The organism is Pseudomonas frederiksbergensis, assembly GCF_017114915.1.
Taxonomy (GTDB): Bacteria; Pseudomonadota; Gammaproteobacteria; order Pseudomonadales; family Pseudomonadaceae; genus Aquipseudomonas; species Aquipseudomonas frederiksbergensis_I.
Window position 1 is genome coordinate 13,967 of record NZ_JAAUOE010000027.1, and the last position, 13,034, is coordinate 27,000.

General features: G+C 58.1%; 18 protein-coding genes and 1 pseudogene. 13 read left to right on the forward strand and 6 right to left on the reverse strand.

Going from position 1 to position 13,034, the window contains the following annotated elements; genetic code table 11:
- The first annotated feature begins 38 nt into the window (after positions 1-38).
- The 6 genes from catA (at position 39) to HCU66_RS18770 (ending at position 5,978) form a co-directional block, all read left to right on the forward strand.
- Positions 39-968, forward strand: a complete 930-nt coding sequence (gene catA, locus HCU66_RS18745; protein ID WP_205889874.1) for a catechol 1,2-dioxygenase — start codon at positions 39-41, stop codon at positions 966-968.
- 119 nt (positions 969-1,087) lie between these two features.
- Positions 1,088-2,047: an AraC family transcriptional regulator gene (locus HCU66_RS18750; protein WP_277397069.1), complete on the forward strand. Its 960-nt coding sequence runs from the start codon at positions 1,088-1,090 to the stop codon at positions 2,045-2,047.
- 259 nt (positions 2,048-2,306) lie between these two features.
- The gene (gene benA / locus HCU66_RS18755; protein ID WP_205889875.1) at positions 2,307-3,671 is read left to right on the forward strand and encodes a benzoate 1,2-dioxygenase large subunit; all 1,365 of its coding nucleotides are present in this window, start codon (positions 2,307-2,309) and stop codon (positions 3,669-3,671) included.
- On the forward strand, positions 3,668-4,156 hold the full coding sequence (gene benB / locus HCU66_RS18760) for a benzoate 1,2-dioxygenase small subunit (protein WP_205889876.1): 489 nt from the start codon (positions 3,668-3,670) through the stop codon (positions 4,154-4,156). The genes benA and benB overlap by 4 nt, the downstream gene beginning before the upstream one ends.
- 10 nt (positions 4,157-4,166) lie before the next feature.
- Positions 4,167-5,180: a benzoate 1,2-dioxygenase electron transfer component BenC gene (gene benC / locus HCU66_RS18765; RefSeq protein WP_205889877.1), complete on the forward strand. Its 1,014-nt coding sequence runs from the start codon at positions 4,167-4,169 to the stop codon at positions 5,178-5,180.
- A 24-nt stretch (positions 5,181-5,204) separates the two neighbouring features.
- Complete coding sequence (locus HCU66_RS18770; RefSeq protein WP_205889878.1) at positions 5,205-5,978, forward strand: 1,6-dihydroxycyclohexa-2,4-diene-1-carboxylate dehydrogenase; 774 nt, start codon at positions 5,205-5,207, stop codon at positions 5,976-5,978.
- Between the two features lie 30 nt (positions 5,979-6,008).
- Here HCU66_RS18770 and HCU66_RS18775 read toward each other — a convergent pair whose 3' ends face one another.
- Positions 6,009-6,371 carry an NUDIX hydrolase gene (locus HCU66_RS18775; RefSeq protein WP_205889879.1) on the reverse strand — a complete coding sequence of 121 codons (363 nt, stop codon included), beginning with the start codon at positions 6,369-6,371 and terminating at the stop codon, positions 6,009-6,011.
- 221 nt (positions 6,372-6,592) lie between these two features.
- On the opposite strand from HCU66_RS18775, the gene HCU66_RS27140 reads away from it, so the two are divergent.
- Positions 6,593-6,796 (forward strand): hypothetical protein, encoded by a 204-nt coding sequence (locus tag HCU66_RS27140; RefSeq protein WP_007941550.1) that lies wholly within the window; start codon positions 6,593-6,595, stop codon positions 6,794-6,796.
- Positions 6,797-6,852: 56 nt separating this feature from the next.
- Here HCU66_RS27140 and HCU66_RS27145 read toward each other — a convergent pair.
- The 3 genes and pseudogenes from HCU66_RS27145 to HCU66_RS18785 all read right to left on the reverse strand — a co-directional run.
- A pseudogene (locus tag HCU66_RS27145) lies at positions 6,853-7,005 on the reverse strand (osmotically-inducible lipoprotein OsmE); the annotation flags it as partial.
- A gap of 97 nt (positions 7,006-7,102) precedes the next feature.
- Positions 7,103-7,465: an osmotically-inducible lipoprotein OsmE gene (osmE, locus tag HCU66_RS18780; protein WP_205889880.1), complete on the reverse strand. Its 363-nt coding sequence runs from the start codon at positions 7,463-7,465 to the stop codon at positions 7,103-7,105.
- A gap of 11 nt (positions 7,466-7,476) precedes the next feature.
- Positions 7,477-7,716, reverse strand: coding sequence for a hypothetical protein (locus HCU66_RS18785; RefSeq protein WP_205889881.1), 240 nt, complete (start codon positions 7,714-7,716; stop codon positions 7,477-7,479).
- Between the two features lie 91 nt (positions 7,717-7,807).
- Between HCU66_RS18785 and HCU66_RS18790 the strand changes: the two genes are divergently transcribed.
- The 3 genes from HCU66_RS18790 to HCU66_RS18800 all read left to right on the forward strand — a co-directional run bounded on the left by HCU66_RS18790 (position 7,808) and on the right by HCU66_RS18800 (position 9,779).
- Positions 7,808-9,034, forward strand: a complete 1,227-nt coding sequence (locus tag HCU66_RS18790) for an RtcB family protein (protein WP_205889882.1) — start codon at positions 7,808-7,810, stop codon at positions 9,032-9,034.
- A gap of 101 nt (positions 9,035-9,135) precedes the next feature.
- On the forward strand, positions 9,136-9,372 hold the full coding sequence (locus HCU66_RS18795; RefSeq protein WP_205889883.1) for a hypothetical protein: 237 nt from the start codon (positions 9,136-9,138) through the stop codon (positions 9,370-9,372).
- Positions 9,373-9,443: 71 nt separating this feature from the next.
- Positions 9,444-9,779 (forward strand): hypothetical protein, encoded by a 336-nt coding sequence (locus HCU66_RS18800; protein WP_205889884.1) that lies wholly within the window; start codon positions 9,444-9,446, stop codon positions 9,777-9,779.
- A gap of 251 nt (positions 9,780-10,030) precedes the next feature.
- On the opposite strand, the gene HCU66_RS18805 is transcribed toward HCU66_RS18800, so the two are convergent.
- Positions 10,031-10,225 carry a hypothetical protein gene (locus HCU66_RS18805; RefSeq protein ID WP_205889885.1) on the reverse strand — a complete coding sequence of 65 codons (195 nt, stop codon included), beginning with the start codon at positions 10,223-10,225 and terminating at the stop codon, positions 10,031-10,033.
- Positions 10,226-10,416: 191 nt separating this feature from the next.
- On the opposite strand from HCU66_RS18805, the gene HCU66_RS18810 reads away from it, so the two are divergent.
- On the forward strand, positions 10,417-10,611 hold the full coding sequence (locus tag HCU66_RS18810; protein ID WP_205889886.1) for a hypothetical protein: 195 nt from the start codon (positions 10,417-10,419) through the stop codon (positions 10,609-10,611).
- Positions 10,612-11,173: 562 nt separating this feature from the next.
- On the forward strand, positions 11,174-11,518 hold the full coding sequence (locus tag HCU66_RS18815) for a hypothetical protein (protein WP_241015568.1): 345 nt from the start codon (positions 11,174-11,176) through the stop codon (positions 11,516-11,518).
- Between the two features lie 163 nt (positions 11,519-11,681).
- On the opposite strand, the gene HCU66_RS18820 is transcribed toward HCU66_RS18815, so the two are convergent.
- A complete protein-coding gene (locus HCU66_RS18820; protein ID WP_205889887.1) occupies positions 11,682-12,098 on the reverse strand; it encodes a CBS domain-containing protein in 417 nt (138 codons plus the stop codon).
- Between the two features lie 220 nt (positions 12,099-12,318).
- Between HCU66_RS18820 and HCU66_RS18825 the strand changes: the two genes are divergently transcribed.
- A complete protein-coding gene (locus HCU66_RS18825) occupies positions 12,319-12,894 on the forward strand; it encodes a hypothetical protein (protein ID WP_205889888.1) in 576 nt (191 codons plus the stop codon).
- Positions 12,895-13,034 lie beyond the last annotated feature (140 nt).

A 13,034-nucleotide genomic window follows, 5' to 3' on the forward strand; every position in this document is an offset into this window, starting at 1 on the left:
AGTTCGCTACGCTAATAATTACAAGATGAGGATCCACCATGAACGTCAAGATTTCCCACACCGCCAGTGTCCAGAAGTTTCTCGAAGAGGCCAGCGGCCTGCTCAACGACGCTGGCGATCCACGGGTCAAAGCGCTGGTTTACCGCATCCTGCGCGATTCGGTGAACATCATCGAAGACCTGTCCGTAACCCCGGAAGAATTCTGGAAAGCCGTCAACTACCTCAACGTGCTGGGTGCGCGTCAGGAGGCCGGTCTGTTGGTGGCCGGGCTTGGTCTTGAGCATTACCTCGACCTGCTGATGGACGCCGAAGACGAGCAGGCCGGCAAATCCGGCGGCACCCCGCGGACCATCGAAGGGCCGCTGTACGTGGCCGGTGCGCCGCTGTCGAACTTCGAAGCGCGGCTGGACGATGGCGTCGATCCGGGCGTGGTGCTGTTCATGCAAGGCCAGGTGCGCAACACCGCCGGCGAACCGCTGGCCGGGGCGGTGGTGGATGTCTGGCACGCCAACACCGGTGGCACCTATTCCTACTTCGATACCGCCCAGTCCGAGTTCAACCTGCGTCGCCGCATCGTCACCGATGCCGAGGGTCGCTACCGCTTCCGTAGCATCGTGCCGTCGGGCTACGGTTGCCCGCCGGACGGTCCGACCCAGCAATTGCTCGATCAACTGGGCCGTCATGGCCAGCGGCCGGCGCACATTCACTTCTTCATTTCGGCGCCGGATCATCGTCACCTGACCACCCAGATCAACCTCGACGGCGATCAGTACCTGCATGACGATTTCGCCTACGCCACCCGTGACGAACTGATCGCCAAGATCACCTTCAGCGACGATCCGCAGCGTGCGGCGGCCCATGGCGTCAGCGGTCGCTTTGCTGAAATCGACTTCGATTTCACCTTGCAGTCGTCCGCCCAGCCTGAGGAGCAGCAACGCCACGAGCGGGTGCGTGCACTCGAGGACTGATACCCTCGACCCGCCTAACCGGGCCGCGAGATAACCGACCGTTTATCTCGTGGCCTTCTGTGTTTCGGCCAGAGCACTACAATGGCGGCGCCACTGATAACAACAATGAGAGTGAACCGATGATGCAAGCGCAATTGTTGAGTCATCGCAGCAGAGTCTTCGACCATGCCGACCCGTACGAGGTATCTGGCTACGTCAATCAGCACGTCGGCAACCATTGCCTGCAGATGCCCAGGGTCGGTCGACCGCTGGCCAGCCTCGATCATCGCAAGTTTGCCAGCCTCGATCTGTGCCGCATCAGTTACGGCGCCAGCGTGCGGGTCACCTCAGGCGCGCTGGACAGCATCTATCACTTGCAAGTGCTGCTGCGCGGCAATTGCCTGTGGCGTGGCCACGGTCAGGAACATTACTTCGCGCCTGGCGAGTTGCTGCTGATCAACCCGGACGATCCGGTGGATCTGACCTATTCCAGCGATTGCGAAAAATTCATCCTGAAAGTCCCCACGCGGTTGTTGGAGTCGGTGTGCGAAGAGCAGCGCTGGCGGTATCCGGGGCAGGGCGTGCGGTTTCTGGAGAACCGTTATCAGCTCAATGAGCTGGAAGGTTTCGTCGGTCTGCTGGCGATGATTTGCCAGGAGGCGGAAGCCGCCGAGCCGATTCCCCGGGTGCAGGAGCACTATGCGCAAATCGTCGTCAGCAAGATGCTCGGCCTGATGAAGACCAACGTCATGCGCACCGACCCCGGCTCAGCCTCGGCCACGTTCGAGGCGCTGGTCGATTACATCGCCTGCAACCTCAAGCAAGACATCGACAGCGAAGAGCTGGCGCGCCAGGCGCGGATGAGCCTGCGTTCGCTGTATGGGCTGTTCGAACGCAATGCGGGGGACACGCCGAAAAACTACATCCGGCAGAAGAAGCTCGAGCGCATTCACGCCAACCTGAGCGACCCGACCTGCAACGTGCGCAACGTCACGGAGGTGGCCATGGATTACGGCTTCCTGCACCTGGGCCGGTTCTCCGACAGCTACCGCAAACAGTTCGGCGAATTGCCATCGGATACCCTCAAACGCCGGCACTGAAGCACAGTCTTTGATCGTTCCCACGCTCCCGCGTGGGAACGCCTCAACGGACGCTCCGCGTCCGCTTTTGGGACGCAGAGCATCCCGGGCTGCATTCCCACGCAGAGCGTGGGAATGATCAGGCAACGATCAGGCACAGGTACGCCATCGCATCACCTGCTGCACAAAACGGATACAGGTCTGCACCCTGCGGATAGTCCGCCCCATCCCCACGTCCTAGCATGGCCCTGCCTGAATAAAAACAATGGAGGCGGCGGCCATGTCCCTGCGACCCGAATACCTTCACTCCCTGCTTGAAGAAGACCCTGAGCAGGGCATCTATCGCTGCAAGCGCGAGATGTTCACCGACCCGCGGCTGTTCGACCTCGAGATGGAACACATCTTCGAAGGCAACTGGCTGTACCTGGCGCACGAAAGCCAGATCCCCAACAACAACGACTTCTACACCACCACCATGGGGCGCCAGTCGATCTTCATCGCGCGCAACAAGGACGGTGAATTGAACGCCTTCATCAATGCGTGCAGTCACCGTGGCGCGATGCTTTGCCGGCACAAGACCGGCAACAAGAGTTCGTACACCTGCCCCTTCCATGGCTGGACCTTCAACAACTCCGGCAAGCTACTCAAGGTCAAGGATCCGGCGGCGGCCGGCTACCCGGCGAGCTTCAATTGCGAAGGCTCCCACGACCTGACCCGCGTCGCGCGTTTCGAGTCCTATCGCGGTTTCCTGTTCGGCAGCCTCAAGGCCGACGTGGTGCCGTTGGTGGAGCACCTGGGCGAGTCGGCGAAGATCATCGACATGATCGTCGACCAGTCCGCCGATGGCCTGGAAGTGCTGCGCGGTTCCTCCAGCTATATCTACGAAGGCAACTGGAAACTCACCGCCGAAAACGGTGCCGACGGCTATCACGTCAGCTCCGTGCACTGGAACTACGCCGCCACCCAGAACCAGCGCAAGCAGCGCGAAGCCGGCGAAGACATCCGCACCATGAGCGCCGGCTCCTGGGCCAAACAAGGCGGTGGTTTCTATTCCTTCGACAAGGGCCACATGCTGCTCTGGACCCGTTGGTCCAACCCTGAAGACCGTCCGCTGTACGAGCGTCGCGACGAGTTGGCCCGGGACTTCGGCCAGGCCCGCGCCGACTGGATGATCGAGAACTCGCGCAACCTGTGCCTGTATCCGAACGTGTACCTGATGGACCAGTTCAGCTCGCAGATTCGCATCGCCCGGCCGATCTCGGTCAACCGCACCGAAATCACCATTTACTGCATCGCCCCCAAAGGTGAAAGCGACCACGCCCGTTCGAGCCGCATTCGGCAGTACGAGGACTTTTTCAACGTCAGCGGCATGGCCACGCCAGACGATCTGGAAGAGTTCCGTTCCTGCCAGACCGGCTACCAGGGCAGCGTCACCACTTGGAACGACATGTCCCGTGGTGCCGAACACTGGATTGAAGGCGCCGATGATGTGGCCAAGGAAATTGACCTGCATCCGCTGCTCAGCGGCGTGCGCACCGAAGACGAAGGCCTGTTCGTGCTGCAACACAAGTATTGGCAGCAAACCATGCTCAAGGCCCTGGCCGCCGAACAGTCCGAACTGATTGCAGTGGAGGCCGTGCAATGACTATCACCTATGACGCGGTACGCGATTTCCTCTACCGCGAAGCGCGCTACCTCGACGATAAGCAATGGGACGACTGGCTGGAGTTGTACGCGCCCGACGCCACCTTCTGGATGCCGTCCTGGGATGACAACGACGAACTGACCGAAGACCCGCAGCGGGAAATCTCGTTGATCTGGTACGGCAACCGCACCGGCCTGGAAGACCGCGTCTTCCGCATCAAGACCGAACGCTCCAGCGCCAGCGTGCCGGACACCCGCACCTCGCACAACCTCAGCAACATCGAGCTGCTCGAACAGGCCGACGGGCTGTGCAAGGTGCGCTTCAACTGGCACACCCTGAGCTTTCGCTACAAGACCGTCGACAGCTATTTCGGCAGCAGTTTCTACACCCTTGATGTGCGCGGTGAAAATCCGCTGATCAAGGCCAAGAAAGTGATCCTGAAGAACGATTACGTTCGCCAGGTGATCGATGTTTACCACCTCTGAGGCGGCCGTCATGACTCATTCCATTGCGTTCAATTTCGAAGACGGCGTCACCCGATTCATCGACGCCAATGCTGGGGAAACCGTGGCCGATGCTGCGTATCGCCAGGGCATCAATATTCCCCTGGACTGCCGCGACGGCGCTTGCGGCACCTGCAAGTGTTTCGCCGAAGCCGGGCGCTACGACCTGGGCGAGGACTACATCGAAGACGCCCTCAGCGCCGAGGAAGCGCAGCAGGGGTTTGTCCTGACCTGCCAGATGCGCGCGCAGAGCGATTGCGTGGTGCGGGTGCCGGTTTCATCGGATGTCTGCCGCACCCGGCAGGCCAGCTACGACGCGACCATCAGCGCCGTGCGTCAGCTGTCCGACAGCACCATCGCGCTGTCGATCAAGGGCGAGGCCCTGAGCAAACTGGCGTTTCTGCCGGGACAATATGTGAACCTCGGGGTGCCCGGCAGCGAGCAGACCCGCGCGTACTCGTTCAGCTCGTTGCAGCGTGACGGCGAAGTCAGCTTTCTGATCCGCAACGTGCCCGGTGGCCTGATGAGCAGTTTCCTCACCGGCATGGCCAAGGCTGGCGACAGCATGAGCCTGGCCGGCCCGCTGGGCAGCTTCTATCTGCGCGACATCCGCCGTCCGTTGTTGCTGCTGGCCGGCGGCACCGGTCTGGCGCCGTTCACGGCGATGCTGGAAAAAATCGCCGAGCAGGGCAGCGAGCATCCGCTGCATTTGATCTACGGCGTGACCAACGATTTCGACCTGGTGGAACTCGATCGACTGGAAGCCTTCGCCGCGCGCATTCCGAATTTCAGCTTCAGCGCCTGCGTGGCCAATCCCGACAGTCGGCACCCGCTCAAGGGCTACGTGACCCAACACATCGAGCCACGGCATTTGAACGATGGCGATGTGGATGTCTACCTGTGCGGCCCGCCGCCGATGGTCGAGGCGGTCAGCCAGTTCATCCGCGAACAAGGCATTGCGCCAGTGAACTTCTACTACGAGAAATTTGCCGCCAGCGCGGCCTGAGCCGCGCTGTTGTGGGAGAGAGACATGAACAGATTCCACAAAAAAGTCGCGCTGATTACCGGCGCCGCCCAAGGCATCGGCCGGCGCGTGGCGCAGCGCATGGCCGCCGAAGGTGCGCGGTTGATTCTGGTCGACCGCTCCGATCTGGTGTTCGAGCTCCAGAAAGAACTGGGGCGGGACAGCCAAGTGCTCGCCCTGACCGCCGACCTTGAGCAATACAGCGAATGCAGCCGCGTGATGCGCACGGCTGTCGAGCGTTTTGATCGCCTTGATGTGTTGGTTAACAACGTCGGCGGCACGATCTGGGCCAAGCCTTTCGAGCACTATGAAGAGCAGCAGATCGAAGCCGAAGTGCGCCGTTCGTTGTTCCCGACGTTGTGGTGCTGCCATGCTGCGCTGCCGTTCATGCTTGAGCAAGGCAACGGCGCCATCGTCAACGTTTCATCGATCGCCACCCGGAGTGTCAATCGCGTGCCTTACGGCGCAGCGAAGGGTGGGGTCAATGCGCTGACCGCTTGCCTGGCGTTCGAAACGGCCGGTCGTGGGGTGCGGGTCAACGCGACCGCTCCCGGTGGCACCGAAGCGCCGCCGCGGCTGATCCCGCGCAACACCGCGGAACAAAGCGCTCAGGAAAAGGTGTGGTATCAGCAGATCGTCGATCAGACCCTCGACAGCAGTTTGATGAAGCGCTACGGCACGCTGGATGAGCAGGCAAGCGCTATTCTGTTTCTGGCCAGCGACGAAGCCTCCTATATCACCGGCATGGTCATGCCGGTCGGTGGCGGCGATTTGGGCTGACAATTCAGGAGTGGCGTCGGCTGCAATGGCTTACAAGCGTCGCTGAAACGCTCTGACGATCCTGAGCGTGGTGTCGCTTGTGTTCAGGTTCTGGACGGCGTCCAGCGGATACCAGATGCAGTCGAAGATTTCATTCTGTGGCCGAGCCACGGCAAGGTTTACCACCGACGCCTCATAGACATGGTGCCGGGTGCTGATCGTGTCCAGTTCCATCAGGTACAGCAGGCCGTCGACCCCAAGCCCTGTTTCTTCATAAAGCTCTCGCGCGGCCGCGCCCGCAGCGGTTTCGCCTGGCTCGACTTTTCCGCCCGGCAAGGTCCAGCGCCCTCTGGGCTTGCGCACCAGGAGAATATGCCGGTCCTGCTCGCAAATAACGGTTGCGCGTACTTTCATGGATGACCTGACTGCCGTTTGTCATAAAACAGACATAAAAATGCAATATTCAGACCGAAGTCCGCTGAAGTGTCTATTTTAAGGGTTAGAGTCGACAGGGCGGCTGAAAGTGCAAAGGAATGCCGGAATCCCGGCGCGACGTCTGGTCGGCACTTCAACGAAGGTCGGGTGTAAGGTAGTTGAGTCAACCCTGAACAATCACTGCCGAAATGGAGGTGACTATGAGCGTTCCGATGCTGACCAAAATGCACATGAACGGCTATGACGTACTCAGCGTGAACAGCGGTCCCTGGCGAGTGTGCACCAAAGGTGACCGGCTAGGATCCTTTGGCAGCCGGGAGGAAGCACTGGCCTATGCGGCTGCGCTTCCCGCCTACAGGGCCCGGTCGGGCAGATCGTCGCGTAGCCACAAATCAGACAAATAGAGCGCCTCAAGCCCCGGTACGCCGGGGCTTTGTGCTATTTGTAGCTTGTAGCAGCTGCCACCCATCCCGCCCGTGGAGGGGGAGTACTCTCTGGCTTTTTGTTGGGCACGACTCCATTCCGCGCATGTCATGAAGCTTTTATGGTCGACCTGACCCCTGCCGTCGAAGCTGATGTTGTACGGCTGCTGATGGCCGGCCTGGATCAGCTTNATCATACGGCGCGGTGTATCAGGTACACCTCATTTGCAGGATTTGCGACGGCTTCGCCGCCGAACGCAGCCTCGCAGGCTCGGCAGCTGCTACAGGTCAGTAACCGCTGCCACCCATCCCGCCCGTGGAGGGGGAGTACTCTCTGGCTTTTTGTTGGGCACGACTCCATTCCGCGCATGTCATGAAGCTTTTATGGTCGACCTGACCCCTGCCGTCGAAGCTGATGTTGTACGGCTGCTGATGGCCGGCCTGGATCAGCTTGTAATCAAAGCAGGTACCTGGCTCCACCGTGCGATTGGTTATCGAGAGCGGTTTACCACCAATCTGCTGGACTTGATCCTTGGACATACCGGCTTCGACCTTGGCGACCAGCGGCTGGTCCCGGTAAATTTGTGATTCGGTGTTGCAGCCACCTGTCGCCGCCAGCACGGCGATCAGCGCGCATAGAGGCTTGTTCATGGCAGCGCTCTCTAGTGAGCTTTCGTTCGAGTGATGGTTTTTGCTTTCACCTCTTCAGCATAGCCCGCCAGACGCTCTTCATCGCCCTGGAACAAGGAGCACAGCCTGAGCGTCGCCTCTGCGTCCACATCATTACCGGCCTGGCGCAACTGCTCTGCGATGCGCAAAAGCTCCACCGCCGACCACCTCAGGTCCGACGCCACACCTTGCAGGTCGCGCCGAAGTTGCTGTTCATATTCGTTAAGCCACATGATGACCTCCTGCAATTCCCCGCTACGAAATAGTAATCCCATTTACCTCGATGGAGCGTTATGTTCGTCTGATCCGAAGAGAGTCAAAATCATGCAACAACCTGCCTACCAACTGCTGGAAGTCGCCAACGGCAAGCCGATCAAACTCTGGACCGAGGGTGTGCCGGTTGAAAGCGAAGCCCGGCAGCAACTGATCAATACCGCGAAGATGCCGTTCATCTTCAAGCACCTGGCGGTAATGCCGGACGTGCACCTGGGCAAAGGGTCCACCATCGGCAGCGTGATCCCCACTGTGGGCGCGATCATTCCGGCGGCCGTGGGGGTGGACATCGGCTGCGGCATGATCGCCGCGCGCACCTCGCTGACCGCCGCCGATTTGCCGGACAACCTGCACGGTCTGCGCACTGCAATCGAAAAGGCGGTACCCCATGGCCGCACGTTGGGCCGTGGCCGCCGCGACGAAGGCGCCTGGGAGCGCGTTCCACAGCAGGCCGATCAGGCCTGGGCGGCCCTGAACCCACGGTTCAGGGCGATTACCGAGAAGTATCCGAAACTGGCCAGCACCAACAACCGCCATCATCTGGGCACTCTCGGTACCGGTAACCACTTCATCGAGGTCTGCCTGGACGAGGCCAACCGCGTCTGGTTCATGCTGCACAGCGGTTCTCGTGGCGTGGGCAATGCCATCGGCACCCTGTTCATCCAATTGGCCCAGGCGGACATGCGCCAGCACATCGCCAATTTGCCGGACCGTGACCTTGCCTACTTTAAAGAGGGCAGCCGGCACTTCGATGATTATGTCGAAGCGGTGGGCTGGGCACAGGACTTTGCCCGGCAGAACCGGGCATTGATGATGCAAGCGGTGATTCACGCGGCGCGGCAAGTGATCCGCAAACCCTTCGAAGTCGCGCTGGAGGCTGTGAACTGCCACCACAATTACGTGCAGAAAGAGCGGCACTTCGGTGAGGACATCCTGGTCACCCGCAAGGGCGCGGTGTCGGCGAAGAAGGGCGAGTTGGGGATCATTCCCGGCTCCATGGGGGCCAAAAGTTTCATCGTTCGTGGCCTCGGCAACGAGCAATCGTTCTGCTCCTGCAGCCATGGCGCCGGTCGTACCATGAGCCGCACCAAGGCCCAAAACACCTTCACCGTCGCAGACCAGATCCGCGCGACCGCTCATGTGGAGTGCCGCAAGGACGCTGCGGTCATCGATGAGATCCCGATGGCCTACAAGGACATCGACAAAGTCATGTACGCCCAGCGTGATCTGGTGGAAGTGCTGCACACCTTGCGACAGGTGGTATGCGTGAAGGGATAGGGATGGAAGGTGCTTCCACTGGTCGGGAAAATCAACGCGAGTGACCAGCTCTGCTGTCGTATTGGAGGTAGTGATTTATTCCCTGGGGCGAGGTTTCCCAAATGACGGTTACCGATGATTTCAGACACCATGCACATGAACTGATCGTTGATCTGGATGCAGCCACCACGGAAATGATGAAGCTGATCTCGGCCCATCAGCTCGGTGGCCCGGAATGGGAGCGGGTCACGAAATGGCAGCATGACGCGTACGAGCGATGGATGAAGTATCTGAATGCAAATTCATATCCCGATTCCGGCTCAGGGGCCGATCCGGGGCAGGGCGAGGCTTCTTTATAGGCAGCTTATAGGCATCTGGAAGTCTGCGCAGGTACAGGCTAAATTTCCCGTTTTTCAGGATAGGAAAAATCATGCGGATGTTGATGGCGGGAGTAGCGGTGGCTGTATTGGCGGGCTGTTCGTTACCCGCATCGGTGGTGCCCGGCGAACCCAATGTCAGCAAATACAGCGATAAGGCGCCCAGGGAATATGCCGGGTGTGTACTGCCGTTGTGGCGCCAGGAGATTCCTGGATCAACGCAAACCGCGATTTCCAACGGCTACCGGATCACCGCACCCAGTGTCATCACGGCTGATGAAATTCTGGATATCGTGAAATCGAAGGATGGCAGCCAGGTGTCGCTTTATCAGGGACCACCATGGGCCAAGTCAGGGGCGCTGCGTCAGGCTGTTCGGGATTGTTTGTAACGGTTTCTTCAGTAGATGACTCAAAAAAAGTGTGGATATTTAATGGGTTACGAGACTTTGTAACTGGACAGTGAGTCAAAATATATTGTTACAGATCAATTGATTGGGTAATATTGCCCCGCGTTCACCACCACGGTTTATGCATTTTTAAAGCCCAGGCGTCCATCAGCTGCCTGGGCTTTTTTTTGTCTGGAATTTGTTGATCGCCGATGAATACGCTGCCGGTAGAGCGCCAGCAGCGTCGGTGAAAACTATTTGGCCAGATCAGCCTTGCGCCGATCACTGCCAGAAGGGTTTCCGGTGTTTAGAAGCCTTCTCTCGACCAGGACATTCTGCAAGGCCTGGCGTGCCGAAGGGTCAAGCTGATGTTCTCTCTCCTTGAGTTCAAGCAAGATAGGATTGGACCAACCGCGATAGGTTTGCTCGCAAGCACGAGTGGATGTCATCTATCTCTCCTTTGATGAGTCGCCCGACCACACAGTGGGCGAAGTCCTGGACGATAAAAATCCTAGTTGAGGAAACGATTTGTCGCCAGCGATCGGCATTGCAAAATGAGCTGCCGATTGTCCTCCTCGACGCGGGTTGTCCGCGATTCGGGCGTAAACTAAAAAGGCTACCTCATCAAAAGGAGCCGCATATGATCGCCGACCAAATGAACAGACAGGTGTCGGAGCAAAGCGCCGTTTGGGATCAATACTTCTGTGCTGCGTTGATTGCCGAAAGCCATCTGACGGCACCGGTGGTAGGAGAAGCCACCCACGAAGACAGGCAGAACCTGTTAATCCAAAGGGCCAAAGTGCTCGCCGACAAAATGCTGGAAAACAGAAGATAACCGGAGCCCAGCCGTTGCGCTGGGCTCTTCATTCATGCGCGTCATTTATCGCCTCTTTGACAGTTCATCTGGCCAGACTGGCGACGACTGGCCAATTTGGTTTTCTGCGCGAGGACTGAACCCCCCTGGCCGTGGATCGTCTACAGTTGGTAATTCGTGGATAAGGAGATCGAACATGAAGTGCTTAATTTGTCACGCTGCCTCTAATACTGTTCACGCGACTGAAGACTGGTCAGAGGTCACCTGCTCGGCCGGGTGTGGACGCTTCAGGGTCTCGGCAAACCTTATTAAGAAAATGAAGAGCAGGAACGAGTTCTTTGACATCGAGCGCACAAGACAATGGCTCAAGATGTCCCGCAATGATGAGCCGGTGCCCCTGATATCCACCTATGACTACAACGTTGCCTTGTTGCATCGAGACACGGAGCAGAGGCCGGTTATCGCGCCGAGTCGCTCCAGGCAGCCGCTGACTTCAGAATAGATTCCGGCCAGCCGTAACCCCATCCGACCCGGTACATGTAAAAACAGGCAACCTCCATGGATAGCCCCTGTCGATATCAACATGCCCGCGTTGTTCGTCCTCTCACCTGTCCAGGTTGTCAGCGTTTATGGCGGGCTGAAGCGGCTGTGGCTGAATGCTCAGGAGGTGGCTATGAACTGTCCGCTGTGTGGAAATACCAATGCGCTGGAAGATCTTTCATTCGGGGGTGGCTCGCGCATTTATTGTGAGCCGTGTGGTGGTTTCTACCGGATGTCAACGACTCTGAATGCCTTGGCTGAAGGAAAGACCTATGACACCGAACGCGCTCGAAGCCGACTGAAAAAGAAGCGTGAAACCGGCAGTTTGGAGGATCAAGAGCCGGCGCTTGGCCTGGAGGACAAAGACCTGCTCATCGAGCCGAACTGATAGGGGGCGCTCTTTTGGCGAGACGATTGGCAGCGGCTGTTTTAGAGAAGGACTCGCCTGACCCTGAACCCACGTTTCGAACGAGATTCCAGGTCAGGCGAGTGTGCCGGATCCTTGGAAGCTTAATCCTGATGGCCGCTTGAACTGCCCATTATCCAACCAGTCAATGATGAGCCTGTGCCACGCCACGCAAAACAGTCGCCGCGGCGGATTGAGATCGAGTACTGGCAATGTTCCCCAGCGACACGACGCCGACAAGGCGCTTGTCCCGGTTAAGCACGGGGAGGCGACGGAGTTGAACGTCCGCCATGTTTTTAGCCACCTGTTCTATGTCTTCATCCTCAAAGCAATAGCGGATGCCGCCGCTCATTATTTTACTGATAGGGGTTTTGCCGGTGAGCCCTTCGGCTACGGCCCTGATGGCTATATCCCGGTCCGTGATCATCCCCACCAAGCGTTCTTGCTCCTCGACCATAATGGCGCCGCTATCGATCCTGGCCATCATGTTTGCAGCCTCCTGGATCGTCTGGTTGGGTTTGGCTGTTAAAACATCTTTCGTCATAACCTCTGAAATCTTCATGAAAAAGACTCCTTTTACAGTGATGCTGGGTGATTAATCGCTACCCATTTTTCGACTTGGAGGAAAAGTGCATGGTTCAGACAGCCCTGCGAGAGCCTGGCGGTTCCGGATGAATGGTTGAGCTTGTTACTTGCTTGATACAAATATGAATATGTATCATTTAGTTTCAAATCCAGGATGCGAGGGAGTGCATTGCCCACATAAAAATAAGGTCCAGGTAATGCTCAAAATGCTACTCGTGTACGGTCATCTGATTGCCACCTGTATTGCTCTGGGGAGGGTGCTGCAGGCAGATCAAAAGCTATGGAGCTGGCGCAAGGATGTGTTAAGCCAGATGCAACGTGAGTATCTCGACGAGACTCAAAAAATCGTCACGCTCGCGCTATTGGCTCTTTGGGCAAGTGGCTTGCTGCTGGTGCTCCAGGGTTACCTCTATGAGGGGAGCGCGTATCTGCTCAATCAAAAGCTCTGGGCCAAGGTGAGTGTTGTCGCGCTGCTTAGCCTCAACGGCGTTTTGTTGCACCGGATCGGTTTCCCGCTGCTGCAGAAGGCTCCCTTTGTCTTACTACACAGCGGCGCTCGTACTCGCCTTGCTCTCTTGGGCGCGCTCTCTATGAGCGCATGGCTATTTGCGGCATTCCTGGGGGTGGCTCGAGCGTGGAATCACATACTGCCTTACGTGCATGTGATGGGTGCTTTTGCCGTGTTCTCGTTAGTGGCTTGTGCAGTGGCATGGATAGTCGCCAGCACAGCCGGCGCCATGGATGATGAGTGGTCGCGCACGGGCAACAAGTGAAGCCTGTAAAAAAGCACAGGAATATCTGGTCTGCACCAGATATTCCTCGTGCAATCTCAATGCTTGGAATTGCTCTCGATGAATTTTTCGTAATAGATCTGGAACCGCTCGATCTTCTGATCGCTGAACCAGGTTTTAAC